This window comes from Ampullimonas aquatilis, from assembly GCF_049675895.1.
In the GTDB taxonomy this organism is placed as follows: Bacteria; Pseudomonadota; Gammaproteobacteria; order Burkholderiales; family Burkholderiaceae_D; genus Ampullimonas; species Ampullimonas aquatilis.
Window position 1 is genome coordinate 284,201 of sequence record NZ_CP183834.1, and the last position, 26,021, is coordinate 310,221.

26 protein-coding genes are annotated in these 26,021 nt (G+C 43.5%); 24 read left to right on the forward strand and 2 right to left on the reverse strand.

What is annotated here, in order from left to right; genetic code table 11:
* Positions 1-39 precede the first annotated feature (39 nt).
* From glnK to ACMYR3_RS01370, 13 genes are all read left to right on the forward strand, one after another.
* Positions 40-378 (forward strand): P-II family nitrogen regulator, encoded by a 339-nt coding sequence (gene glnK, locus ACMYR3_RS01310; RefSeq protein WP_424193771.1) that lies wholly within the window; start codon positions 40-42, stop codon positions 376-378.
* A 38-nt stretch (positions 379-416) separates the two neighbouring features.
* On the forward strand, positions 417-1,970 hold the full coding sequence (locus ACMYR3_RS01315) for an ammonium transporter (protein WP_424193773.1): 1,554 nt from the start codon (positions 417-419) through the stop codon (positions 1,968-1,970).
* Positions 1,971-2,105: 135 nt separating this feature from the next.
* On the forward strand, positions 2,106-3,404 hold the full coding sequence (gshA, locus tag ACMYR3_RS01320) for a glutamate--cysteine ligase (RefSeq protein WP_424196298.1): 1,299 nt from the start codon (positions 2,106-2,108) through the stop codon (positions 3,402-3,404).
* A gap of 1 nt (position 3,405) precedes the next feature.
* The gene (gshB, locus tag ACMYR3_RS01325) at positions 3,406-4,359 is read left to right on the forward strand and encodes a glutathione synthase (protein WP_424193775.1); all 954 of its coding nucleotides are present in this window, start codon (positions 3,406-3,408) and stop codon (positions 4,357-4,359) included.
* A gap of 35 nt (positions 4,360-4,394) precedes the next feature.
* Positions 4,395-4,847 carry a PTS sugar transporter subunit IIA gene (locus tag ACMYR3_RS01330; RefSeq protein WP_424193777.1) on the forward strand — a complete coding sequence of 151 codons (453 nt, stop codon included), beginning with the start codon at positions 4,395-4,397 and terminating at the stop codon, positions 4,845-4,847.
* Positions 4,816-5,085, forward strand: a complete 270-nt coding sequence (locus ACMYR3_RS01335; RefSeq protein WP_424193779.1) for an HPr family phosphocarrier protein — start codon at positions 4,816-4,818, stop codon at positions 5,083-5,085. Before ACMYR3_RS01330 ends, ACMYR3_RS01335 begins: the two co-directional genes overlap by 32 nt.
* Positions 5,086-5,126: 41 nt before the next feature.
* Positions 5,127-6,896: a phosphoenolpyruvate--protein phosphotransferase gene (gene ptsP / locus ACMYR3_RS01340; protein WP_424193780.1), complete on the forward strand. Its 1,770-nt coding sequence runs from the start codon at positions 5,127-5,129 to the stop codon at positions 6,894-6,896.
* A 294-nt stretch (positions 6,897-7,190) separates the two neighbouring features.
* Positions 7,191-8,276 (forward strand): cytochrome c oxidase subunit II, encoded by a 1,086-nt coding sequence (gene coxB, locus ACMYR3_RS01345; RefSeq protein WP_424196300.1) that lies wholly within the window; start codon positions 7,191-7,193, stop codon positions 8,274-8,276.
* A 42-nt stretch (positions 8,277-8,318) separates the two neighbouring features.
* Positions 8,319-9,917, forward strand: a complete 1,599-nt coding sequence (ctaD, locus tag ACMYR3_RS01350) for a cytochrome c oxidase subunit I (RefSeq protein WP_424193782.1) — start codon at positions 8,319-8,321, stop codon at positions 9,915-9,917.
* 16 nt (positions 9,918-9,933) lie between these two features.
* On the forward strand, positions 9,934-10,053 hold the full coding sequence (locus tag ACMYR3_RS01355) for a cytochrome oxidase small assembly protein (RefSeq protein ID WP_424193784.1): 120 nt from the start codon (positions 9,934-9,936) through the stop codon (positions 10,051-10,053).
* Positions 10,053-10,643: a cytochrome c oxidase assembly protein gene (locus ACMYR3_RS01360; RefSeq protein ID WP_424193786.1), complete on the forward strand. Its 591-nt coding sequence runs from the start codon at positions 10,053-10,055 to the stop codon at positions 10,641-10,643. Before ACMYR3_RS01355 ends, ACMYR3_RS01360 begins: the two co-directional genes overlap by 1 nt.
* 7 nt (positions 10,644-10,650) lie before the next feature.
* Positions 10,651-10,839 carry a DUF2970 domain-containing protein gene (locus tag ACMYR3_RS01365; protein ID WP_424193788.1) on the forward strand — a complete coding sequence of 63 codons (189 nt, stop codon included), beginning with the start codon at positions 10,651-10,653 and terminating at the stop codon, positions 10,837-10,839.
* Positions 10,840-10,867: 28 nt separating this feature from the next.
* The gene (locus ACMYR3_RS01370) at positions 10,868-11,728 is read left to right on the forward strand and encodes a cytochrome c oxidase subunit 3 (RefSeq protein ID WP_424193790.1); all 861 of its coding nucleotides are present in this window, start codon (positions 10,868-10,870) and stop codon (positions 11,726-11,728) included.
* Positions 11,729-11,757: 29 nt separating this feature from the next.
* On the opposite strand, the gene ACMYR3_RS01375 is transcribed toward ACMYR3_RS01370, so the two are convergent.
* On the reverse strand, positions 11,758-11,958 hold the full coding sequence (locus ACMYR3_RS01375; RefSeq protein WP_424193791.1) for a twin transmembrane helix small protein: 201 nt from the start codon (positions 11,956-11,958) through the stop codon (positions 11,758-11,760).
* Between the two features lie 48 nt (positions 11,959-12,006).
* On the opposite strand from ACMYR3_RS01375, the gene ACMYR3_RS01380 reads away from it, so the two are divergent.
* From ACMYR3_RS01380 to ACMYR3_RS01400, 5 genes are read left to right on the forward strand one after another with little or no spacing between them, the layout of a single operon-like run.
* Positions 12,007-12,753, forward strand: a complete 747-nt coding sequence (locus ACMYR3_RS01380) for an SURF1 family protein (protein ID WP_424193792.1) — start codon at positions 12,007-12,009, stop codon at positions 12,751-12,753.
* Positions 12,746-13,372 carry an SCO family protein gene (locus ACMYR3_RS01385; protein ID WP_424193794.1) on the forward strand — a complete coding sequence of 209 codons (627 nt, stop codon included), beginning with the start codon at positions 12,746-12,748 and terminating at the stop codon, positions 13,370-13,372. Before ACMYR3_RS01380 ends, ACMYR3_RS01385 begins: the two co-directional genes overlap by 8 nt.
* Before the next feature lie 4 nt (positions 13,373-13,376).
* Positions 13,377-14,468, forward strand: coding sequence for a COX15/CtaA family protein (locus ACMYR3_RS01390; protein WP_424193796.1), 1,092 nt, complete (start codon positions 13,377-13,379; stop codon positions 14,466-14,468).
* A gap of 25 nt (positions 14,469-14,493) precedes the next feature.
* Positions 14,494-15,381, forward strand: coding sequence for a heme o synthase (gene cyoE / locus ACMYR3_RS01395; protein WP_424193798.1), 888 nt, complete (start codon positions 14,494-14,496; stop codon positions 15,379-15,381).
* A 12-nt stretch (positions 15,382-15,393) separates the two neighbouring features.
* Positions 15,394-15,981: an SCO family protein gene (locus ACMYR3_RS01400; RefSeq protein ID WP_424196301.1), complete on the forward strand. Its 588-nt coding sequence runs from the start codon at positions 15,394-15,396 to the stop codon at positions 15,979-15,981.
* On the opposite strand, the gene ACMYR3_RS01405 is transcribed toward ACMYR3_RS01400, so the two are convergent.
* Complete coding sequence (locus ACMYR3_RS01405; protein ID WP_424193800.1) at positions 15,978-16,625, reverse strand: UDP-N-acetylmuramate--alanine ligase; 648 nt, start codon at positions 16,623-16,625, stop codon at positions 15,978-15,980. The genes ACMYR3_RS01400 and ACMYR3_RS01405 overlap by 4 nt on opposite strands.
* A 255-nt stretch (positions 16,626-16,880) precedes the next feature.
* On the opposite strand from ACMYR3_RS01405, the gene ACMYR3_RS01410 reads away from it, so the two are divergent.
* Genes ACMYR3_RS01410 through ACMYR3_RS01435 form a run of 6 tightly spaced genes read left to right on the forward strand, consistent with a single transcriptional unit; the run spans position 16,881 to position 26,018 of the window.
* Positions 16,881-17,246, forward strand: a complete 366-nt coding sequence (locus tag ACMYR3_RS01410; RefSeq protein WP_424193802.1) for a response regulator — start codon at positions 16,881-16,883, stop codon at positions 17,244-17,246.
* 22 nt (positions 17,247-17,268) lie between these two features.
* Positions 17,269-19,155 carry a chemotaxis protein CheW gene (locus ACMYR3_RS01415; RefSeq protein ID WP_424193804.1) on the forward strand — a complete coding sequence of 629 codons (1,887 nt, stop codon included), beginning with the start codon at positions 17,269-17,271 and terminating at the stop codon, positions 19,153-19,155.
* A 9-nt stretch (positions 19,156-19,164) separates the two neighbouring features.
* Complete coding sequence (locus tag ACMYR3_RS01420; protein ID WP_424193806.1) at positions 19,165-19,677, forward strand: chemotaxis protein CheW; 513 nt, start codon at positions 19,165-19,167, stop codon at positions 19,675-19,677.
* Between the two features lie 38 nt (positions 19,678-19,715).
* Entirely contained in the window at positions 19,716-21,974 is a 2,259-nt protein-coding gene (locus ACMYR3_RS01425; RefSeq protein WP_424193808.1) for a methyl-accepting chemotaxis protein, read from the forward strand.
* A gap of 49 nt (positions 21,975-22,023) precedes the next feature.
* Complete coding sequence (locus tag ACMYR3_RS01430; RefSeq protein WP_424193810.1) at positions 22,024-25,083, forward strand: methyl-accepting chemotaxis protein; 3,060 nt, start codon at positions 22,024-22,026, stop codon at positions 25,081-25,083.
* Positions 25,084-25,130: 47 nt separating this feature from the next.
* On the forward strand, positions 25,131-26,018 hold the full coding sequence (locus ACMYR3_RS01435; RefSeq protein WP_424193812.1) for a CheR family methyltransferase: 888 nt from the start codon (positions 25,131-25,133) through the stop codon (positions 26,016-26,018).
* The last annotated feature ends 3 nt before the right edge of the window (positions 26,019-26,021 follow it).

A 26,021-nucleotide genomic window follows, 5' to 3' on the forward strand; every position in this document is an offset into this window, starting at 1 on the left:
AAGCCCAATTAGCTTAACTCCAGAACAAGGGGAATTGTTATGAAACTGATTACAGCCATCATCAAGCCATTCAAGCTTGACGAAGTGCGTGAGGCACTCTCGGGTATCGGTGTGCAAGGTATCACCGTGACGGAAGTGAAGGGCTTTGGTCGTCAAAAAGGCCATACAGAGTTATACAGGGGGGCGGAATATGTGGTTGATTTTCTGCCTAAGGTCAAAATTGAAGCTGCGGTTGCAGACGATATTGTTGAGCGTTGCATTGAAGCCATTGAAGGTGCGGCTCGTACCGGCAAAATTGGTGACGGCAAGATTTTCATTTACGACCTTGAACAAGTAGTACGTATTCGTACTGGGGAAACCGGTAAAGAGGCGCTATAAGTCACACATTCCGACTATCAAGAAATGGAGAAAATAATATGAAACGCTTTCTGGTGTTATTGATGTGGCTCTGCGCGCTGGGTTTCAGCGTGTCAACCACGTCGAGTTTTGCTGCTGAAAAGCACATTGCCAAAGCTATGCCAATTATCCTGGCAGAAGCTGAAAAACCTGCCGAACCTGTTGCAGCACCTGCGGCCGAGGCAAAACCAGCCGAAGCAGCTCCGGCAGCGGCAGAAGCTGCTCCTGCGGAAGCAGCCGCGGCACCAGCTTTACCCGAAGCGAATAAGGGCGATACAACATTTATGTATGTTGCAACTGTCTTGGTTATTTTGATGACCATCCCAGGCCTGGCATTGTTTTACGGTGGTTTGGTTCGTACAAAAAACATGCTCTCAATTCTCATGCAGGTTTTTGTTACCTTCTCATTGATTGCAGTTTTGTGGGTGATCTATGGCTATTCATTGGCCTTTACCACCAATAATGGTCCTTTCATTGGTGGTTTCGACAAGCTATTCCTTAATGGCGTCAATCTCGCCACGGGTGGTGCAACGTTCAGCAAGGGCGTTTATATCCCTGAAATGTTGTTTGTTGTGTTTCAGCTGACTTTTGCAGCTATCACCCCAGCTTTGATCATTGGTGCGGTTGCCGAGCGTATGAAGTTTTCTGCTGTTCTCTGGTTCATGGTCATCTGGTTCACTTTTGCCTATTTGCCAATGGCACACATGGTTTGGGCATGGGATGGTCCCGATGCAATCACAAACGATGAAACACTGGCAACAGTGACTGCAGCTGCTGGTTGGTTGTGGGCTAAAGGGGCGTTGGACTTTGCTGGCGGTACTGTTGTGCATGTTAATGCGGGTGTTGCTGGTTTGGTTGCCGCATTTATGGTTGGCAAGCGGATTGGTATCGGTAAAGAAGCGTTCACACCACATAGTCTGACTATGACCATGATTGGCGCATCATTGCTGTGGGTTGGTTGGTTTGGTTTTAACGTTGGTTCCAACCTGGAGGCAAGTGGTACAGCTGCTCTGGCATTTGTGAATACTTTGGTTGCAACGGCCATTGCTACATTATCCTGGTGCCTGTTTGAAGGTCTTTTCAAAGGTAAGCCATCCATGTTGGGTGCAGCATCTGGCGCAGTAGCTGGCTTGGTTGCAATTACACCAGCTTGTGGTTACGTGGGTGTTAAGGGTGCGCTGGTTATTGGTGCACTGGTCAGCCCATTGTGTTTGTGGGGTGTTTCAGGTCTGAAGAGAATGCTGGGTGCCGATGATGCGCTGGATGTATTCGGTGTACACGGTCTTGGTGGTATTTTTGGTGCCTTGGCAACAGGCGTGTTTGCTGCGCCTTCTCTGGGTGGTGCAGGAATCTTTGATTATGTAACCAATGCCACCAGTACCGCTGAGTACTCAATCAGTGGGCAAGTCTGGATTCAGGCGCAGGCTGTTTTGACTGCCGTGGTTGTATCTGGTGTTGTTTCGATTGTTGCGCTCAAACTGATTGATATTGTGATTGGTTTGCGTGTCCCTGAAGATGAAGAACGCGAAGGTCTGGATATCAGTGCTCATGGTGAGTCTGCATACCATTTCTAAGTATTCTTTGTATTGACAAAAAAAGCGCCTGCGGGCGCTTTTTTTGTTGGTGGGGGATATTTCCGTGATTCAATGTGAATCAAACGGAAATTTGATTTAACCTATAAAATCAAATGCAGTTTGAAAGGAAAAGTTATGGTTCCCCACCTTGTTACTGCATTAAAAGGCCCTTTATTAGATCTGGAACATCGGGTTCTTGATGCCATGCCATCCATTGAGCGATGGTTCAGGCTGGAATGGCAAGAGCACACGCCACCTTTTTATTGTTCTGTCGATTTGAGAAATGCTGGATTTAAGCTGGCACCAGTCGATACGAATCTCTTTCCCGGTGGCTTTAATAATCTCTCGCAAGAGATGCTGCCGTTGGCGGTACAGGCTGCTATGGCGGCTGTTGAGAAAATCTGTCCTGATGCAAAAAATCTATTGCTAATACCTGAGCGGCACACCCGCAATACGTTTTATCTGCAAAACGTCGCTAGATTGATGCAGATATTCAGGCAAACAGGTTTGAATGTACGCCTCGGTTCATTGTCGGACGAAATTACTGAACCTACTCCACTTGAGTTGCCTGATGGTCAAGTGCTGATACTCGAACCGTTAGAGCGTACTACCAATGGCAGGCGAATTGGTCTGAAGAATTTTGATCCTTGCACAGTACTGCTCAACAATGACTTGTCGGCAGGTATTCCTGGCATTTTGGAGGATTTGCATGAGCAGTTTTTATTGCCCCCTTTACATGCAGGATGGGCCGTGCGTCGCAAGTCCAATCATTTTGCAGCGTATGAAGATGTTGCAAAAAAATTTGCCAAATTGATAGATATTGATCCTTGGATGATTAACCCCTATTTTGCAACTTGTGGAGAAATTAATTTCCAGGAAAGAACGGGTGAGGACTGCCTGGCCAGTAATGTTGATATGTTGTTGACGCGGATCCGAAAAAAATATCGTGAATATGGCATCAAGGAAAAACCATTTGTGATTGTCAAAGCAAATGCAGGTACCTATGGTATGGGTATCATGTCGGTGAAAGATGCTTCTGAAGTAAAAGATTTAAATCGCAAGCAAAGAAACAAAATGAGTGTCGTTAAAGACGGACTGGCTGTTTCAGAGGTCATTATTCAAGAGGGTGTTCATACTTTTGAAAATATTAATGAGGCAGTTGCAGAGCCTGTTGTCTATATGATAGACCGTTATGTGGTAGGTGGGTTCTATCGGGTGCATACCGAGCGTGATATTGATGAAAATTTGAATGCGCCTGGCATGCACTTTGTACCATTGGCTTTTGAGACTCAAAATTTCTTGCCAGATATAACTGCCAAACCAGGTGTGATGGCACCAAACCGTTTTTATATGTATGGTGTTGTGGCACGTCTTGCTTTGCTGGCAGCGTCCATTGAACTGGAAAGAACAGATCCAGAAGCACTTGAGGTTTGAGATGAAGATTGTTTTTATTATTGATCCAATCAAGTCCTTCAAAATCTATAAGGATTCAACTTATGCCATGATGCGCGAAGCAGCGCATAGGGGACATGAGCTGAATTATTGTTTACTGGATGATATCTATCTGGAGCAGGGGAAAGTCCGGGTTAATGTCACGTCATTCGTTATGACGGGTGAGGAAGTTGACTGGTACGTGGTTGGTAAAGCCCGAGTGTTGGGTCTAGAGGAATTTGATGCGGTTATCATGCGCAAAGATCCGCCGTTTGATATGGAGTATATCTATGCGACCTATTTGCTTGAAATTGCAGAAACGCAAGGCGCACATATCTTAAATAGACCTGGTGCAATCAGGAGTCACAGCGAAAAGTTGTCTATTGGGCAATTTCCGGAATTGACGGCTCCGACGTTGGTTAGTCGAAATATGGCACGTCTACGCGAATTTCATCGTCAATATGGTGATGTGATTCTCAAACCACTCGACGGTATGGGGGGGATGGGTATTTTTAGAGTTGGTGGAGACGGACTGAATTTGGGTTCAATTCTTGAGATGTTGACAGCCGATGGAACCAGAACCATCATGATGCAAAAATATATTCCTGAGATTACAAAAGGCGATAAACGAATTTTGTTGATTAATGGCGAGCCGGTGCCTTTTGCTTTGGCGAGAATACCAGCCGAGGGTGAAGTGCGTGGCAATTTGGCGGCTGGTGGAACGGGTGTTGCGCAGCCCTTGACTGAAAAAGATCGATCTATTGTGAATACCTTGGCGGATACCTTGATTGCCCGAGGATTATTCCTGGTTGGGTTGGATGTGATTGGTAATTATTTAACGGAAATCAATGTGACGAGTCCAACTTGTTTTCAGGAGATTACTGAGCAAACAGGTTTTAATGTGGCTGCAATGTTCATGGATGCAGTCGAGCTATCTATTGGTAAATCAATAGTCTAAATTACAATTTATTATCACTTAAATTACCAATCCATATGGCTGGTATCTTGATTATTGCGCATGCACCACTTGCTACTGCATTAAGGGATTGCGCTGCGCATGTGTTTTCATCACTCCCAGTTCGAGTTGAGGCGATGGACATTTCGGCTGATTGTGATCCAGCGGTTGTATTGGAGCAGGCGCGCCATATTTTAAGTGGTCTGATTGAAAATAATGGCGCAATCGTATTTACCGACCTATTTGGTGCTACGCCATCTAATATTGCCGCCTGTCTTGCTGAGGCGGGAAAAATACGGGTTGTTGCCGGGGTGAATCTACCAATGCTAATGCGTACCATTGGTTATCGAAGTGAGTCTTTGGATATGCTGGTACAAAAAGCGGTTGCCGGTGGTACTCAGGGTGTAGTTCAAGTTGGGGCTTCCGCTCCGCAAAATCAATCTTTTCCAACAGATCGTCATGGCACAAGTAGACACGACCATAGTCAATAAATTAGGTTTGCATGCAAGAGCATCGGCCAAACTGACACAGCTAGCTGGCCAATTTAAATCTGAAATATTTCTTTCCAGAAATGGCAGAAGGGTGAATGCAAAAAGCATCATGGGTGTAATGATGCTGGCTGCTGGAAAGGGGTCAGAGGTTAGGTTGGAAGTGGTGGGCGTGGATGAGGAAGAGGCGACTGGTGCGATTTTAAATTTGATTGCCAATCGCTTTGGTGAGCCTGAGTAATGACTGTTTTTATTAAGACGAATTTTTAGGTGAGGTGTTGAGTGGCTTTCTCGTTGCAGGGTATTGCTGTATCCAAAGGTATCGCAATTGGGCGTGCTCATATGCTCGCCTCAGCAGCTTTGGAAGTGCAGCATTACCTGATTGATGCGGAGCAGGTTGAGTCTGAGATAGCTCGTTTGAGCAATGCTAATTCTATGGTTCAGCAGGAGTTAGAAGCATTGCGTCAAGATTTGCCCGTGGACGCTCCATCTGAAATGGGCGCATTTCTGGACGTGCATCTCATGATTTTGAACGATGCCATGCTGGCTCTTGCACCGCTTGAGCTGATATCCCGTCGTCGGTATAACGCCGAGTGGGCACTGGTGACTCAGCTCGAAGTATTGGTTAGGCAATTCGATGAAATTGAAGACGAGTATCTGCGTGCCAGAAAAGCCGATATAGAGCAGGTTGTGGATCGTGTGCTTAAGGTGTTGGCAGGTATGCCAGGGCTGGCGTCGCTTGCAAATAATCAGCGTATGGCAAGCTCCTTGGCACCTGATCTAATTGTGGTTGCTCACGATATAGCACCGTCAGATATGTTGCAATTCAAAAAGCAAACCTTTGCCGGGTTCATCACCGACCTAGGTGGTAAAACATCGCATACAGCGATTGTTGCCAGAAGTCTTGATATACCGGCAACAGTTGGTTTGCAGCAGGCTAGTCAGCTAATACGTCAAGATGATTTACTTATCATTGATGGTGATGCTGGCATTGTTATTATCAATCCTTCCCCTATGATATTGGAGGAATATCAATATCGTCAAAGTGAGCGAACCCTGGAAAGGCGCAAGTTAAATCGGCTCAAGAACACACCAGCACTAACCCTTTGCGGTAAGAAAATTGAGCTGTTGGCAAATATTGAAATGCCCAGTGATGCCGATGATGCCTTGGCCAATGGCGCCGATGGTATCGGTTTGTTCAGATCTGAATTCCTCTTTATGAATCGTGCGGGTAACTTGCCTGATGAAGAGGAGCAATTCACCGCATATAGTCAGGTGATTGCCTCGATGCAGGGGCGTCCGGTAACGATTCGAACCATTGATATTGGTGCGGATAAGCCAATGGGAAAAACGTTAGACAAACATGTTAATGACTATGAAGCAGCTCCCAATCCTGCTTTGGGCCTGCGTGCTATTCGATATAGTCTTGCTGAACCCAAAATGTTCCAAACCCAGCTCAGGGCTATTCTAAGGGCTTCCGCATTTGGTGAAGTGCGCTTATTGATACCCATGTTGGCTCATGCCCATGAAATTAATCTGACGCTTGAGGCCATGGAGCTGGCAAAAAAATCTCTGCGCAAACAAAATAAAAAATTTAATGAAGCAATCAAAATCGGTGCCATGATAGAAATCCCGGCTGCTGTTTTTGCATTGCCATTGTTTTTAGAAAAGTTGGATTTTCTATCAATCGGTACAAACGATCTGATTCAGTATACTTTGGCGATTGATCGTACGGATAATACGGTAGCTCATTTGTATGATCCTATCCATCCAGCCATCCTGCATTTGATCCATCAGACAATTCTTCAGGCTGGTTTGGCTGGAGTGCCTGTATCAGTCTGTGGCGAAATGGCAGGGGATACCACGTTGACGAGGTTGTTGTTGGGTATGGGTCTTACTTGTTTTTCTATGCACCCATCGCAATTGCTGGATGTGAAGCAAGAGATTCTGAGAACAGAATTATCCAAGACTGAAAAGATGATCAAGGAAGTACTGACTGCATATGATCCTGCAGAACTTCGGAGACTTGTAGAGCAGATAAACCGTCCATAGGCAAGCTATTTTAGAAGATTAATAATGACTTCTGACTTGTTCAAGCACGAGGTTATGGTTATACCTAGTGCCATAGTAAGGGTTATTGCTGTATAAATCTCATTCTATAAGTATGATACGAGCGATGTTTTGATGCCGCGCAAATTGTGCTTAATAAATACTTAAGTGAATTTGAGTTGTATTGAAAGTCGGTAACTTTTTAATGGTTGGTGGGTCATGAATAGAGTTCTAAAAGAGTGGGCTTTACCTGTGTTAACTGGTTTTGTGGGATTGCCGGTGTACGCGGTTAATGATATGCAGGGCGGTCCGGCGGTGAGGCAGCTTAATTTGGCTGAGCCGGTTACCCGAATTGCAAGAGAAATTTATGACATCCACACCATGATGTTGCTGATTTGTTTGGCAATTTTTGTGGCTGTGTTTGGCGTCATGTTTTATTCAATACTTCGCCATCGTCGTTCGGTTGGTGCAAAGCCGGCTACATTTCATGAGAGTACGGCGGTTGAAATTGCCTGGACTTTGGTTCCATTCATTATTGTGATTGCCATGGCGTTGCCTGCCACCAAAACGGTAGTGGCCATGAAAGATACGTCAAATGCCGATATTACGATCAAGGCGACGGGATATCAGTGGAAGTGGGGTTACGATTACTTGCGTGGTGAGGGCGAGGGTGTCTCATTTTTGTCGACACTTTCGACTCCGCGTGAAGATATTGGTGCGCCTGGTTTGGGTCTGGAGGCGGCCCCAAAGGGCGATACTTATCTGGTAGAGGTTGATAATCCTGTTGTGGTGCCTGTAAACAAAAAGATTCGTATAGTGACTACAGCTGCTGACGTTATTCATGCATGGATGATCCCAGCTTTTGGTGTCAAGCAAGATGCTATTCCGGGTTTTGTGCGTGATACTTGGTTCAGGGCTGAAAAGATAGGTGTTTATCGAGGTCAGTGTGCCGAATTGTGTGGCAAAGAACATGCCTTTATGCCAATTGTTGTGAATGTGGTGAGTGCGGAGGATTATTCAAAGTGGGTTGGGGCTAAGCAAAAAGAACTTGCAGCAAAGCTGGATGATCCTACTAAAGTTTATGCTCTGGATGAGTTGCGCTCGCGAGGTGAAAAGGTTTATTCATCAAATTGCGCGGTTTGCCATCAACCAACAGGTAAGGGTGCGGGCAATATTCCTGCGTTGGACGGAGACAAAGTGGTTCTTGGTCCTAAAGAGGGGCAAATTAAAGTACTGCTGAATGGTCAAAATAATGTCATGCCTTCATGGAAGGCGCTGAGTGATGTTGAGATCGCATCGGTTATTACCTTTACTCGGAATAATTGGGGTAATAAAACTGGTGAGATTGTTCAGCCATCAGATGTTGCCTCTGCACGTAAGTAATTATCATAGTTGAGCATCTTTAAGATTGAGTAAGGAGTAGGCATGAGTAGTACCACGATTGATCACTCACATGGAGGACATGATGCTGGACATGATCATGGTCACCCGCACGGGCTAAAGCGCTGGTTATTTGCGACAAATCACAAAGATATTGGAACCTTGTATCTGTTTTTCAGCTTTCTTATGCTGCTGACTGGTGGAGTGCTCGCCTTGGGTATTAGAGCCGAGCTTTTCAAGCCTGGTTTGCAATTGATGCAACCGGAATTCTTTAATCAGCTGACGACCATGCATGGATTAATCATGGTGTTTGGTGCAATCATGCCAGCATTTGTTGGGTTTGCAAACTGGATGATTCCATTGCAAATTGGTGCTTCTGATATGGCTTTTGCGCGCATGAATAACTTTAGTTTTTGGCTGATGCCGCCTGCGGCACTATTGCTTGCAGGTTCTTTCTGGGTTCCGGGTGGTGCAACGGCCGCTGGTTGGACTCTGTATGCGCCTTTGTCTGTGCAGATGGGACCTGGTATGGATATGGCCATCTTTGCAGTGCATATTATGGGTGCCTCGTCCATTATGGGATCAATCAATATTGTGACAACCATATTAAATATGCGTGCTCCGGGTATGACGTTGATGAAAATGCCAATGTTTTGTTGGACTTGGTTAATTACTGCTTACTTATTGATTGCCGTTATGCCTGTGTTGGCTGGTGCAATTACGATGGTACTGACAGATCGTCATTTTGGAACATCATTCTTTAATGCTGCTGGTGGCGGCGATCCTGTCATGTATCAGCACATCTTCTGGTTCTTCGGGCACCCTGAAGTCTATATTATGATTTTGCCAGCTTTTGGCATTGTTTCTCAAATTATTCCAACCTTTGCTCGTAAGCCTTTATTTGGTTATGCATCGATGGTTTATGCAACGGCTTCAATTGCGATTTTGTCATTTATTGTTTGGGCGCATCATATGTTTACAACGGGTATGCCAGTAACAGGACAATTGTTTTTCATGTATGCGACCATGCTGATTTCTGTGCCAACAGGTGTGAAAGTGTTTAACTGGATTGCTACCATGTGGCGCGGATCAATGACATTTGAAACGCCAATGCTATTTGCCGTTGGATTTATTTTTGTGTTCACGATGGGTGGATTTACTGGCTTGATTCTCGCAGTAACACCAATCGATATCCAGCTTCAGGACACCTATTATGTCGTGGCTCACTTCCATTATGTGCTGGTAGCGGGATCATTGTTTGCACTGTTTGCGGGTGCTTATTATTGGCTGCCAAAGTGGACTGGCCATATGTATCCAGAAGGTCGGGGTCAATTCCACTTTTGGGGTTCTTTGATCACGTTTAATATTACCTTTTTCCCGATGCATTTTCTGGGATTGGCAGGGATGCCCCGCCGATATGCGGATTACCCAATGCAATTTGCCGACTTCAATATGATCGCATCCGTTGGTGCATTGGGCTTTGGTTTGATGCAGGTTTACTTCTTGTTGGCGGTTGTATTGCCCACCATTAAAGGTGGCAAGCCTGCGCCTGCTAATCCTTGGGAGGCAACCGAAGGTCTTGAGTGGACAGTACCAAGTCCAGCACCATTCCATACGTTTGAGACACCGCCTCAGTTTAAATAATTTGGACAAAATCAATATGACCAAGGAAATAAATAGGGAGATAGGTGGTTCTAAAAATATTAGGACTGCTATGATTTTATTTTCCATTGCCTTTGCTTTTTTTATTGGTGTTATGGCAAAGCATATTTTTCTTTAATGGATGATAAGTATTTAAGTGTGAATGTACCTAATCCCAGCACAGAATATTCAACCCGGATTCTGAATAAGCATTTGTTTGTTAAGTTGATGGTCATTGTTGTATTGATGTTGGGTTTCGGATATATGTTGGTGCCTTTGTATAAAAAAATTTGTGAAGTGACCGGAGTTAATGTTCTTGCCAGGCAAGAGGTTCAATCTGAGATGCCAGTGAATTCGCAAGTGGATTTATCCAGGCTGGTAAATGTGGAACTGGATGCGAATGTTAGAGGCCCCTGGATGTTTAAGTCAAAACTGAATCATGTGACTATTCATCCTGGTGAATTAATTACTGTCGAATATGAAGTAACTAACTCTCAACCTAGAGCAATAACGGCGCAAGCTATTCCAAGTTATGCACCTGCGCAAGCAACTGCTTACTTCAAAAAGATGGAGTGCTTTTGTTTTAAACAGCAGCATCTGAATCCAAATGAGACTAGGTTAATGCCGGTTACGTTTTATGTGGATGCTAAGTTGCCAACAGAAATTAAGACGATAACCTTGTCCTATACTTTTTTTGAAATCGGTGCTGAAGTTGCACAGACAAATTGATGCTGTTATGAAGAAAGCATCTTTCATTGATTCATTAAAAGCAGTAGCTTGGTCATTTTTGGGAATTCGCAAAAAAAAGGATTATGAGAGTGATTCTCAAAATCTAAATCCGGTTCATGTTATTTTGGCTGGTGTATTGGCAGCGGCGATATTTGTTTTCATATTGATCATGGTAGTGCGATCAGTAGTAGCTTAATTTTAAAACTTGATTTGGAGACGCATAAATGAGTTCAATAACTAAGAATGCGCCGTATTATTTTGTTCCAGGACCATCTCGTCATCCGATTACTGCGGGAACGGGATTGTTGTTTACTGGTGCGGGTGCGGCAGCATGGGTAAACCATATTAGCTGGGGTCCCTATGCCGTGGCATTCGGTTTAGCTTTCTTTATTTTTGTCCTTTATAACTGGTTTGGCGATGCCATTTCTGAGTCTGAAGGTGGCATGTATGGTGCAAATGTAGATCTCTCATATCGTTGGAGTATGAGTTGGTTTATCTTTTCTGAAGTGATGTTCTTTGCAGGGTTTTTTGGGGCGTTATTTTATGCTCGATCAATTGCAATGCCTTGGTTGGGTGACTTGGATAATAAGCTTTTGTGGCCCAATTTTTCAGCTCAATGGCCTAATGCCGGTCCTGGTGGTTTGATCGAACCATTCGAGGCAATGACGCCATTCTGGATTCCTACTATCAATACAGGATTGTTGTTGACCTCAGGTGTGACGTTGACAATTGCACATCATGCCCTTAGAGAGGGCAAAAGAAGTACTACTGCTATTTGGCTTGCTGCAACAATCTTGTTAGGCGCAATTTTTATGTATTTTCAGGCAAATGAGTATATTGAAGCCTATCATCATTTGAATCTTAAGCTGACTTCGGGTATTTACGGCTCAACTTTTTTCATGTTGACTGGCTTTCATGGTTTCCATGTGACGATGGGTGCGATTATGCTGTTTATCGTCTTGTTGCGAGTTATAAAGGGTCACTTCACACCGGAAAAACACTTCGCTTTTGAAGGTGCTGCTTGGTATTGGCATTTTGTGGATGTTGTGTGGCTAGGACTTTATGTCGTTGTGTACTGGCTTTAATAAAAAACGCCGCTTAGCGGCGTTTTTTATTAACGAATGCCAGTGTATTGAATCCACCCCATCCAGTAGCAGAACAAAATAATTAGAAAGAGTAGGATCGAAAGCCCAACTCTAAAAGCTAATGCTTTGACAATGCGATTTGTCCCCCCCTTATCTTTCATTAGAAAGAATAAAGCTGAGCCTAAGCTCAGCAAGATACCTGTAAATGCTAATGCTATAAATATTCGCATCTACTAATCTCCTGATTATTGTTGGTGACTGAGTTGTAAAAAATGAGATTGTCCTCGCGTTTAGCATTATTGCCAACGGTCGCAGCACTGATTTTTGTTATTCTTACTGCTTTACTTGGTAAGTGGCAGTTAAATAGGGCTGAACAAAAGAAACTAGCTAAAATCAATTGGGAACAAGGAGTGCACTCAAAAGAGATCAGCATACAAGATCTGTTGCAAAATGGTGACTGTGAATATGATGGTCAAATGATTCGACTTTTAGGTGAGTTTGATCATGCACACACAGTGTATTTAGATAATCGGCCTTACCAGCATCAGGCGGGATTTTATGTTGTTACCCCCTTTATTGTATCGTCGGATAAAAATGTGGCGTTGCTGATTAATAGAGGCTGGATTCCTAGAAATTCAATCAATCGAGAAAGTCTTCCACCATTTGCCAAACCTGTTGGTCCCCAAGAGTTATCAGTACGTTGTTTACATAAATTATCCAAAGTACTGGAACTAGGCATCTCTAATTCAGACACATCCGCTTCAATTACTATTGTCCAGAATATTGATTTTGAACGGGAAGAGAGTCGTTTAAAGATAAAATTGTTGAAGCTGTTTGGTCTTGAACAAGATGATGACAAGCGCTTGAATGAGGGGTTGGTTCAAGATTTTCCGGTACCTGATTTTGGGATCGAGAAACATTATGGCTATGCTTTTCAATGGTTCACCTTGATGTTAACCATCATTATTATTTATTGTTATCAGGTATTTTTTAAGAAAAGAAATTTGAGTAGAGAACATGAGTAAGCAGGTACAGGGTGTGGATGCCCAATATATCACTTCCAAAAGAAACTCAGGCCGGCGTAAGTTAATGATTGTGCTAGTTATATGTGCATTACCAATGATTGCTTCATATATTAGCTATTATTTTATTAAACCGACAGGACGTTTAAATTATGGCAAATTATTAGAACCCCAAAAAACAATTCCTTCGTTGATATTGACTGAAACCAATCTTGTTAATTTTCCGATTGATTCACTAAAAGGTAAATGGTTGATGATCACGGTTGGTGGTGCAAAATGTGATCAGGCTTGCGAAGAACAACTCTTCTATTTGCGCCAGATACGGTTGGCACAAGGCAAGGATAGTGACAGGATTACACGATTACGTCTCGTTACTGATAACGAGAATGTAGATTCACAACTATCAGAAAAATATGCGGGAACTTTATTTTTAAGAGCAGATGAGAAGCAAATAGTTGCATGGTTATCTGAGGGAGAGATGGAGTCGATCAATGAGTTATCTACACATATATTTCTAGTAGATCCATTGGGTAATTTGATGATGCGCTTTCCTGCTCAACCCGATCCTAGCAAGGTTAAGAAAGACATCATAAGGTTATTAAAAGCCTCTTCAATTGGTTAAAGCCATGTGGTTTGAATTAGTATTCATTTCGGCGTTATTGGTGTTGGGGCCATTAGCTATTGTTTGGTTTTCAAAAGAAGTATCAAAATACGGTAAGCTGATTGGAGTGACGTTATTCCTAACATTTGATCTCATTGTATTTGGGGCTTTCACTCGGCTGACCGACTCAGGTTTAGGCTGTCCAGATTGGCCTGGCTGTTATGGTCATGGTAATACTTTGAGTGCCAGTCGGCATATCGCAGAGGCCGCGGCATTGATGCCTACTGGGCCAGTCACTATGCTCAAAGCTAATATTGAGATGATCCATCGATATTTGGCAATGATGGTTGGTTTATTAATACTGATTTTGGTATGTTGGTCTGTTATCCAATCACGGAAGAACAAGACTGCAATCGATATGTTCCCTTTGATGGTGCTGTTCTTAGTCTGTTTACAAGGTGCATTTGGGGCATTTACGGTGCTTTGGAAATTGCAGCCGATCATTGTTACTACCCATCTTTTATTGGGCTTAAGTCTTCTTGCTGTTCTGACTTGGTTTTATCAGAGAGAGAACGTGAGGGTTGAAGGTTTACCAGTCGATACCAATAAACAATCTGGACTACAGACAATAGTCTATATGGCGCTTGGTTTGTTGGTATTGCAAATCGCGTTGGGTGGTTGGGTCAGTACCAATTATGCTGTCTTGGCTTGCAGCGAGTTTCCTTTCTGTCAGGGGGCGTTCTTACCTAGAATGGATTTCCAGGATGGTTTTAGTTTATGGCGAGAGTTGGGAAAAAACGCCAATGGTGAATTTCTTCGGCTGGAAGCGTTAGTGGCAATCCACTGGACACATCGTTGTATGGCATTTATGGTTATTCCGTATTTAATTTTTACTGCCATACAGTGTGCAAAAGTATGTCAATTACGGAAATGGGCTAATTTGCTATTCGGCATATTACTACTACAGTTAATTACTGGAATCGCTAATATATATTTTGGCTGGCCTTTGTTATCTGCTTTATTGCATAGTGCAGGTGCTGCGGGTCTCGTTGTATGCTTAGTTTCGATTTTGTCGGCATTACATATTTCATCAAATCAAAAATACAAGTCCCATTAGGATATTTAAAACAGGTGATACAACTATGGAACAAGTTATCTCTCATTCAATATCCAATAAGCTGGCTCAGTATTACGCACTGACAAAGCCCAGAGTGTCCCAGTTGGCCGTCTTTTGTGCGGTTATTGGCATGTTTTTGTCCACACCAGAATTGCCCTCCTGGAAGGTATTGGTAGCAGCTTCACTTGGAATTTGGCTTTTGGCAGGAGCAGCATTTGCGTTCAACTGTTTATTGGAGCGTAAGATTGATGCCAAAATGTCACGGACACGCTGGCGTCCAGCCGCTACGGGAGATCTATCGCCGCTTCAGACGATACTCTTTTCTGGTGCAATTGGCGGCTTAGGTATGTGGATTCTTTATGCCTTTGTTAACTCATTGACGATGTGGTTGACGTTGGCAACCTTTGTTGGCTATGCGGTGATTTATACGTTACTGCTTAAGCCAGCCACACCACAAAATATTGTTATTGGCGGAGCTTCAGGAGCAATGCCGCCGGTTTTGGGCTGGGCCGCAGTGACTGGCCAGGTGACACCAGAGGCCTTGGTTTTATTTTTGATCATTTTTGTTTGGACCCCCCCCCATTTTTGGGCGCTAGCCATGTATAAATCTAAAGACTATGAGCAATCGGGCTTGCCAATGCTGCCAATAACCCATGGCTTAGATTTCACAGGTTTGCATATCTGGTTGTACAGCATCGTTTTGTTTGTAACTGGTCTTTTGCCGTATGTTGTACAAATGAGTGGTGTGCTTTATTTAGTCAGCGCTATCATCTTGGGTGCAATGTTTTTGTATCATGCTTGGAATGTTTATCGCCACTATACTGATGCCTTGGCTAAGAAATTATTTCGTTTTTCCATTATCTATTTGTCAATTTTATTTTTGGCATTGCTTGTAGATCATTATGTGAAGTAGATATGTATGTGTATTCGTAAAATATGCTCGGTCTTAGTTACGCTTGTTTTTCTTTCTATTATCTTCACTGGGTGTACACCACCAGTAGCGAAATTTCGTAATGTCGATATTACTGGTGCAGATTACGCGCAAGGTTTTTCCTTAACGGATATGTTTGGTCAGCCAGCCACTTTACAGAATTATTCTGGTAAGGTTGTCGTGATGTTTTTTGGCTATACGCAATGTCCGGATATTTGCCCGACTACAATGACTGAGCTTTCAGAGGCAATGAAGGTTCTTGGTCCATCAGCGTCGGATGTGCAGGTACTATTTGTGACATTAGACCCTGATAGGGATACCCCAGAGTTATTGAAACAGTATGTACCTAGTTTTGATAAGCGCTTTATAGGCCTATATGGATCAAAAGAGGTGATTGAGGCGACAACGCGAGAATTTAAAGTTTATTTTGGCAAGGTACCTGGTAAAACACCTCAGTCATACACGATTGATCATACTGCCGGTACGTATGTTTTTGATAAAGGTGGCAAGATCCGGCTATTTGTCCGTAATGGGCAAGACACATCTTCGTTTGTTGAAGATCTCAAAATACTACTGCATTAAGTTGTTTTAATCAGTGCAGTTAATTGTTTCGCATTAGCTCTTTGATTTCTTTTCCATAGATTTCTTGAGTCTTCTGGTGACACGATAGAAATATGGATACCAATCGATGTCTTGGTGTGCTCTCCGGTTTGTGTATTGTGGGTGTTTTCTAAAGGCCACATAAAACTATAGCGTTCTGTTGGCATTCTGGTAGTGTAGTTAAGATTCTCAGTAACCTCATAATCGATTTTCAAATCAATCAAGTAAAAACCCAGCTCTTTACTTTGATGAGAGTCGCAGATGATACTTATATCGTTGTGTTCAGTTGCTGTTCCCGTAAGTACCGGACCAACAAGGTAAGGATTGAACTGGTTTAACTTATCAAGCCAATTCAAGGCGATGATCCGTAAATTTTCGATTAATGCTGGATGTGTATCTCCATAAAATGTATCGAGATATGTTGTCACTTCAAGTTCTATCTCTTCATTACTAGGCAAGAGGTTAAAGGATTGCCTAGTGTCTAATTTGAGCAGTTTCAGTGCTTTGTTTTTTGCTCGCTCATAATCAAATCCCTCTTCAACGATTAGTCTGGCAGCAGTTAGTGCAATGCTATTTCTCAGGTCGTCTTGATAATGGGTGTCCATAAAATTAATGTTCTTAGTCAAATACTTAACCATAGTCTACTCAACTCACAAGTAAGTTCAAGTGTCAGCACATATGAAATTTGTAACAGCCGTTTTATAACATTCTTGTATTTAGCATGTTTTGGCAGGCAATATTTGTAACAAGACCAGAACTAAGGGTTATTTCCCCTTCTTTTTCCTTCATAGAAAATCGTTACCACTCCTGATAATCCATCACAGATAGATGCAAGTCTGGGTTTGAAACCCATAAGTGATTTATTAATTCAGGAGTTATAAATGTCTAAAACAGTATTGGCTGTGGACGATTCAGCGTCTATACGACAAATGGTGGCCTTTACCCTTAAGGCTGCAGGATACGAAGTCATTCAGGCGGGTGATGGTCAAGAGGCCCTAGATAAGGCTAAGACATGTACTGCCAGCCTGGTTTTGACTGACCAGAACATGCCACGAATGGATGGGCTCACGCTAGTTAGAAACTTGCGTTCTCTGCCTCAGTATAAATCTGTTCCCATCTTGATACTCACAACCGAGTCATCAGACAGTATGAAGGCCCAGGGCAAAGCAGCAGGTGCTACTGGCTGGATCGTTAAGCCATTCGATCCTCCTAAACTTCTTGAGGTAGTTGGTAAGGTATTGAAATAAATTCCTCAAGGAGAAGAACAAAATGACTTCCGATTTAATGGATCTCAGTCAGTTTCAGGCCGTATTTTTTGAGGAAGCAGCAGAAAATTTAGCCTCGATGGAAGAGCTGCTGATTCGTCTTGATCTAGATGAACCAGATAACGAAGAGCTAAATGCCATCTTCAGGGCCGCACATTCTTTAAAAGGTGGTAGTGCGACTTTTGGCTTTGGTGAAATGACCAATATCACTCATGAATTGGAAACCTTACTAGATTTGGCTCGAAAGAATGAGATCCATTTAAATACCGCTATGATCGACGTGTTGCTGGAGTCATGCGATGTTTTAAAGGCGCAGCTTGAATTTTATAAGGGTGAATCTGGTCAGATTTCTCTCGCAGCCGAGCCGGTTATTAAAAGAATTCAAGCATATGTGAATCAAGAAAAACAAGAAACGCCTACGTCTAAGGTCGTAAGGTACTCGGCAGATAACGTTCCTGAATCTAAGCGTGATGATAGCTTCGGATTTTTCGACGAGGACGTGGAAGAAGTTGCTAAAGATGCTACAGGTATAGACGGTTATGGTTTTTTTGGTTGTGATGATGAAACGGCAAATGTCAATTCATCATTAGAGAATAAGAATGACGGTTACGGCTTCTTCGATAATCAAATAGCTGACTCAACAAATACAGCTTTCGAGATGGAAAAAAAGTCTACTTCTCCTGAGAAGAAAGAACGAACAACAACACCGCCAGTTTCTAAGGATGCCGAGTCAGCATCAATTCGTGTCAGTGTCGAGAAAGTCGATCAATTAATCAATATGGTTGGAGAATTGGTTATTACCCAATCAATGCTCGCTCAAACCGCCTCACAATTTGATCCGGCTAAATACGAAGCATTATTTTCTGGTCTGGCGCAACTCGAAAGAAATACAAGGGATTTGCAAGAATCAGTCATGTCCGTTCGTATGATGCCAATTGCAGTGGTATTTAACCGTTTTCCGAGGCTGGTTCGAGATATCGCAGGTAAATTGAACAAACAGGTTCAATTAAAAATGATCGGTGAAAGAACTGAACTTGATAAAGGTTTAGTCGAGAAAATATCCGATCCATTAACACACTTGGTTCGCAACAGCCTTGATCACGGCGTGGAGTCACCCGAAGCAAGATTGGCCGCAGGAAAGCCTGAGCAAGGAACGGTCACACTAAGAGCCTTCCACCAGGGCGGCAGTATTGTGATTGAGGTTGGCGATGATGGGCAAGGCCTAAATCGTGAAAAGATTTTGGCTAAAGCCAAAGAGCGGGGCCTTGCGGTTCATGATGCCATGCCAGATCAGGATGTCTGGCAATTAATTTTTGAGGCAGGATTTTCAACAGCGGATCAAGTCACGGATCTTTCTGGGCGTGGTGTTGGTATGGATGTAGTTAAACGAAACATTCAATCAATGGGCGGTAGAGTCGAGATTGATTCGGCCATGAGTATCGGTACACGTATTTCTATACGTCTGCCACTCACGCTGGCCATTCTTGACGGCATGTCCGTCGGTGTCGGTGATGAAAATTTTATTATTCCGTTAGCGCAGATTGTCGAATCATTATGTCCAGATCCTTCTTCAATCCGATCAATTTCAGGTCAGGAACATGTACTACATGTGAGAGGTGAATATCTGCCGATTATTTCATTAAAGAAGATATTCAATATTCATACTGAAAATGAATCTGAAGATAAAGGAATCATGGTGATTCTTGAAGCTGATGGTATCAAGAGCGCATTTCTTGTCGATGAATTGCAAGGGCAGCATCAAGTTGTAGTTAAGAGTATTGAAGGTAACTATAAAAAAGTTCCAGGTCTGTCCGGTGCAACCATTATGGGTGATGGAAAAGTGGCCTTTATTCTGGATGTGCCCGGCTTAGTCCGGTTGTCTAAACAATAGGAGGAAAGTATGCAAGTAGCCACAGATAGTACTAGGTCCGAATCAAATTCGACTCAGAATGCTTCATATAAAGAGTATTTGACCTTTTTGCTGGGTGCAGAAGAATACGGCATGGATATTCTTAAGGTCCAAGAAATTCGAGGGTATGACGCAGTAACAAAAATTGCAAATGCACCGGAATTTATCAAGGGTGTCATCAATTTGCGAGGAGCAATTGTTCCAATTGTCGATTTGAGAATCAAATTCACAGTAGGTAAGGCGGAATACGATCAATTTACCGTGGTCATCATTATCAATGTGGCATCACGTGTGGTTGGTATCGTGGTTGATGGTGTGTCGGATGTATTGGCCTTGAATGATGAAAATATTCGGCCTCGTCCAGAGTTTGGCGCAGCACTAGATACACGCTATATAACCGGAATTGGCACTGTCGACGAACGCATGTTGATTCTGGTGGATATTGAAAAATTAATGACTGGCAAGGAAATGGAACTCCTTGAGGATGTCGAAAGCATTGCTTAACACCTGATTGGTATAGCTGTATTTTTAAAGGAAAAACTATGTTATCTCTCAAGAATCTATTCTCGGAACCCGTCCAAGTAAATGCTTTGGATGACGATGCCATTCAGGATCTGCGTGGTCAGCTTGCTGCAATCAGTAAGGTACAAGCAGTGATTGAATTTGACCTTGAAGGAAAAATTCTGACTGCGAATGAAAATTTTCTGAATACTTTGGGCTACCGACTTGAGGAAATCCAAGGCCAACATCACAGCATGTTTGTTGATTCGACATATGGAAGTAGTACGCAATATCGTCAATTTTGGGATCGTCTCAGTCGTGGTCAATATGATGCAGGGCAGTACAAACGAATTGGCAAGGCAGGTAAAGAGGTCTGGATTCAGGCTAGCTACAACCCAATTATGGACAAAAATGGCAAGCCATTTAAAGTTGTCAAATATGCCACTGATATCACGGCAGAAAGATTGCAGAATGCGGATTATTCCGGGCAATTAGATGCAATTAGCAAGGCCCAGGCGGTTATTGAATTTGGTCTGGATGGAAAAGTTATTACAGCAAATGAAAATTTCTTGAATACGCTTGGTTATCAATTGGACGAAATAAAGGGTCAACATCACAGTCTGTTTGTAGAAACGTCATATCGTAGTACCCCAGAGTATCGCCAGTTCTGGGAGCGCTTGGGTCGTGGTGAATATGATGCAGGGCAGTACAAGCGCATTGGTAAAGGTGGCAAGGAAATTTGGATTCAAGCCAGTTATAACCCCATCATGGATATGAATGGAAAACCATTCAAGGTAGTGAAATATGCGACTGATATCACCGACCAGAAATTGCGTGCTGCTGATTTTGCAGGTCAATTGAAGGCAATTAGTGACGTACAAGCTGTAATTGAATTTAGTCTTGATGGAAAGATTCTGACTGCTAACGATAATTTCTTAAATACTTTAGGTTATCGGTTGGAGGAAATCAAAGGACAGCATCATAGTCTGTTTGTGGATGCAGCTTATCGCGCGACTTCCGACTATCGCTTGTTTTGGGATAAATTAGGGCGCGGAGAATACGACGCGGGTCAATACAAACGTATTGGTAAAAGTGGTAAAGAAATTTGGATTCAGGCCAGCTATAACCCTATCATGGATATGAATGGTAAACCATTCAAAGTAGTGAAATATGCTACGGATGTCACAGAGCAGGTCAATGCGGCAAGAATGATGCAAGAGGCAGTAGATCAGGCAAGAAATGTGATTGCAGAGGCAAAGCAAGGCAATCTTATTGAGCGTGTTGATTTGGATGGTAAGAGCGGATCAATTGCCGAGCTTTGTGAGGGAATTAATGCACTTGTAGAAAATACGGCAGGTATTGTTGACAATATTCGCGGCTCTACCGAGACGATTAACACGGCGGCAAAAGAGATTGCCGCGGGTAATTCGGATTTGTCATCGCGTACTGAAGAACAAGCATCCAGTCTGGAAGAAACGGCCTCCAGCATGGAGCAGCTCACGGCGACGGTGAAACAAAATGCAGAAAATGCCCGTCAAGCCAACCAACTAGCCATCGGAGCCTCCGATGTGGCAGTCAAAGGTGGCGAAGTCGTTGGCCAAGTGGTGGGCACCATGAGCTCCATCCACGAAAGCTCCCGAAAAATTGTCGACATCATCAGCGTCATTGACGGCATCGCCTTCCAGACCAACATCCTTGCCCTCAACGCCGCTGTGGAAGCTGCCCGAGCCGGAGAACAAGGCCGTGGATTTGCCGTGGTGGCCAGTGAAGTACGCAACCTCGCCCAACGTTCAGCGTCAGCGGCTAAAGAAATCAAATCGCTCATCTCCGACTCTGTGGAAAAAGTGGAATCGGGTACCAAACTGGTCGACAACGCAGGCAAGACCATGGAAGAAATCGTCAACTCAGTCAAACGAGTCACCGACATCATGGCCGAAATTACTGCTGCCTCCAGTGAGCAAAGTGCTGGTATCGAACAGGTCAACCAAGCCATCAACCAAATGGATCAGGTTACCCAACAGAACGCGGCCCTGGTTGAACAAGCGGCGGCAGCCGCTGAATCGATGGAAGAGCAATCCAATAACCTGACTCGTGCGGTGGCTGTATTTAGAACCCAGATGGAATCATCGGGTGCAGGCATGGCGCGTAGAGAATCGAGTCATCAGGTAGAGCGAAGAGGACCAAATCGTGCGAAGAATGTGGAGCGTTTGCCCAAGAAAGCCACTTCGACAGCGTCAACAAGCAAAGTCCGCTCCGCGCCAGCTCAGGCTACCGGTACCGATGATTGGGAAGAGTTCTAAATAACGCTATCACTAAAATAAAAAATCAATTTTTAAAAGGGATGATGGAATGTCTATAACTAGCCAAATGATGAGCCCAGTGATTGGGTTGATGAATAAACTAAGCTTCTCAAAGAAAATTGGTTTACTCGGTATCATACTTTTGCTGCCAAGCATTTTTATGGTGTACTACCTTCATGGGAAATTTCAGACTGAAATTAGTTTCGCTGAGTCCGAGAGAAGTGGTGTTCGGCTGGTTAAGGCATCTCGTCAGGTATTGCAGCAGGTGCAATTACATCGCGGTGTGTCCCAATTAGTCTTAAATGGTGACAATAGCATGCTTGCCAAGTTAAGTGATTTTAGCAATAAGACTGAGGCAGCAATTACTGAGTTGGGAAAAATTGAAAAGGAATTGGGTGCCGAACTCAAAACCGAAGAAGCGTACAAAACCTTTTTTGATGCTTGGCAAGAGTTACAAGGAGGTAATGCCAAGCTCACTGTCGGCGAGAGTTGGACTGCGCACAATGAAGTCATCGATAAATTAACCAGACTTATTCTGACCGCAGCAGATTCATCGAATTTGACCTTGGATCCGGATCTGGATTCTTACTATGTCATGGATACAGCGGTAGTACGCTTGCCATCACTGATTGAGTCAGTAGCTAAGCTACGTGGCATGGGTTCCGGAATTTTAAAAAGAGGTTCCATCAATATCAATGAACGAACTGAATTAGCCATATTGCAGCGTTTATATAAAAATGATGAAGGTTCATTGCAATCAAATATGGATAAGGTCTTTGGTGCTAATGCTTCGGTTAAGAATGCATTGGAAAACAACACAGCAAAAACACTGTCATTGATTGATGAGTTTCAGAATACGATGGTTCTAAAGTTGTCTGCTGGTGATATTTTGGGAATAACACCAAAAGCCTATTTTGATAAGGGAACCTCGGTCATTGAAGAGAGTTACGTTCTCTTTGATCAGAGCCTTGAACAATTGGATATGCTTTTACAAGCCAGAATTCAAAGAGACACCTCACAAATGAATATTATCTTTATTGGTGTCGGATCAGTCATTGTTTTGTGCCTATATCTATTCATTGGTTTGTTGTTGGCAACTAAAAAAGGATTCTTGGAAATTAAACGTGCAACGACCAACATTGCTGATGGTCATGTGAGTGAGATGGTCGATTTCAATAGTAAAGATGAGTTGATGGATATTGCACAATCGGTCAATGTAGTCATCAAAAACTTGCGAGAGTTTGTTCATGAACAGAATGAAATGTCCAGATTTCATAATGAGAATGGCATCATCAGCAAGCGCATGAGTGAGGTCAAGTTTACAGGGGCCTATCGTGAAATGGCCTCTAATATTAATCAAATGGTTACTGCACATATTGATCTTAATGCAAAAGTTGTCGATTTGATGAGCCAGTATGTTGAGGGTGATTTTTCACAAAAATTGGAAGAAATGCCTGGGGAGAAGAAAAAAATATATGAGGCGACTGAAATTGTTCGTAAAAAATTTGAACAATCTGCTTCAGATTCTCTGGAAACCAGAAAAATTAAATCTGCCTTGGATACGGCATCAGTCAACGTCATGGTGGCTGATCCTGATGGTGTGATTCGTTATGTAAATCGCTCTGCTGACAAGTTAATGCGCGATAGTGAGTCTGATTTGAAAACAGTATTGCCACAGTTTAGTGCGGAGAAGATAGTTGGTAGTAATTTTGACATCTTCCATAAAAATCCCAGTCATCAACGCAATTTGCTGGGCCAGCTTAAGACTACTTATCAAACACAAATTCTGGTAGCCGGTAAAACATTCCGATTGATCGCAAATCCGATCTTTTCAATAGATGGTACGCGGTTAGGAACAGTTGTTGAATGGTTGGACAGAACGATTGAAGTCAACGCTGAGAAAGAAATTGCTGAAATTGTAGCGGCAGCGGTTGCCGGGGATTTCTCAAAACGCATTGGTGTTGATAAGAAGGAAGGTTTCTTCTTACAACTTGCAGAAGGAATGAATAAAGTACTTGGCACGAATGAAGTTGGACTCAATGAAGTGGTGCGTGTATTAGATAGTTTGGCACAAGGTGATTTGACTCAGACCATTGATATGGATTTCTTAGGCACATTTGCTACCATCAAGCAGGATTCTAATTCTACGATGGGCCGTTTATCCGAAATCATTGGTCAGATTCGTGAGTCAGTCGAGACGATTAACACGGCGGCAAAAGAGATTGCCGCGGGTAATTCGGATTTGTCATCGCGTACTGAAGAACAAGCATCCAGTCTGGAAGAAACGGCCTCCAGCATGGAGCAGCTCACGGCGACGGTGAAACAAAATGCAGAAAATGCCCGTCAAGCCAACCAACTAGCCATCGGAGCCTCCGATGTGGCAGTCAAAGGTGGCGAAGTCGTTGGCCAAGTGGTGGGCACCATGAGCTCCATCCACGAAAGCTCCCGAAAAATTGTCGACATCATCAGCGTCATTGACGGCATCGCCTTCCAGACCAACATCCTTGCCCTCAACGCCGCTGTGGAAGCTGCCCGAGCCGGAGAACAAGGCCGTGGATTTGCCGTGGTGGCCAGTGAAGTACGCAACCTCGCCCAACGTTCAGCGTCAGCGGCTAAAGAAATCAAATCGCTCATCTCCGACTCTGTGGAAAAAGTGGAATCGGGTACCAAACTGGTCGACAACGCAGGCAAGACCATGGAAGAAATCGTCAACTCAGTCAAACGAGTCACCGACATCATGGCCGAAATTACTGCTGCCTCCAGTGAGCAAAGTGCTGGTATCGAACAGGTCAACCAAGCCATCAACCAAATGGATCAGGTTACCCAACAGAACGCGGCCCTGGTTGAACAAGCGGCGGCAGCCGCTGAATCGATGGAAGAGCAATCCAATAACCTGACTCGTGCGGTGGCTGTATTTAGAACCCAGATGGAATCATCGGGTGCAGGCATGGCGCGTAGAGAATCGAGTCATCAGGTAGAGCGAAGAGGACCAAATCGTGCGAAGAATGTGGAGCGTTTGCCCAAGAAAGCCACTTCGACAGCGTCAACAAGCAAAGTCCGCTCCGCGCCAGCTCAGGCTACCGGTACCGATGATTGGGAAGAGTTCTAAAAATTGTAATGACAATTTTGGTGATGCAAACTAAGTGAAGGTGAATCATGTCAGAAATTCTTGAAGATAAAGCGCAGCACGAATTCGAATTTTCAACAAAGGATTTCGACCGTGTCAAAAGTCTGATTTATGAGCGTGCTGGTATTTCTTTAAATAGTAGTAAACGCACGATGGTATATAGCCGGTTGGCCAGACGTTTAAGAGTGCTTGGGATTGGCAGTTTTTCTTCTTATCTGGATAAATTGGAGTCAGGGTTGATTGATGAGTGGGAGCATTTCATTAATGCACTGACTACCAATCTGACATCGTTTTACAGAGAGTCACACCATTTTGAAGTACTAGCGGACTTGTTAAAGACCGCTCCCAGAGGACAGACCACCAATATATGGTGCAGTGCCGCTTCAACTGGTGAGGAGCCCTATACGCTTGCCATAACAGCGTTGGAAGTTTTTGGTAAAAACCCGCCAGTAAGAATTTTGGCTACTGATATTGATACGAATGTTTTGACCAAGGCTAATCAGGGTGTTTATGACGAAGCTGGCATGGAAAAAGTGCCTAGTCAGATTATCGAAAAATATTTTCTAAAAGGGAAGAACGCCAATGCTGGAAAAGTCATGGTGCGCCCGGAAGTGAAAGAGTTGATTACTTTCAAGCAACTCAATTTACTCAGTCCAAGCTGGCCAATGAGAGGGCCTTTCCAAGTCATATTCTGTCGCAATGTGATGATTTATTTTGATAAGCCGACACAGAGAAAAATTCTGGAAAAAATGGCGCCGCTATTCACTGCGGATGGACGTCTTTTTGCTGGTCATTCAGAGAGCTTTGCATTTGCCCGTGATTTGTTTGATCTGCAGGAAAAAACGGTGTATCAGTTGTCGGATGAATATCTGAATCGTTTTCATCAAGATGCTAAACGACTGCGCAAAATGGCTTAGGAC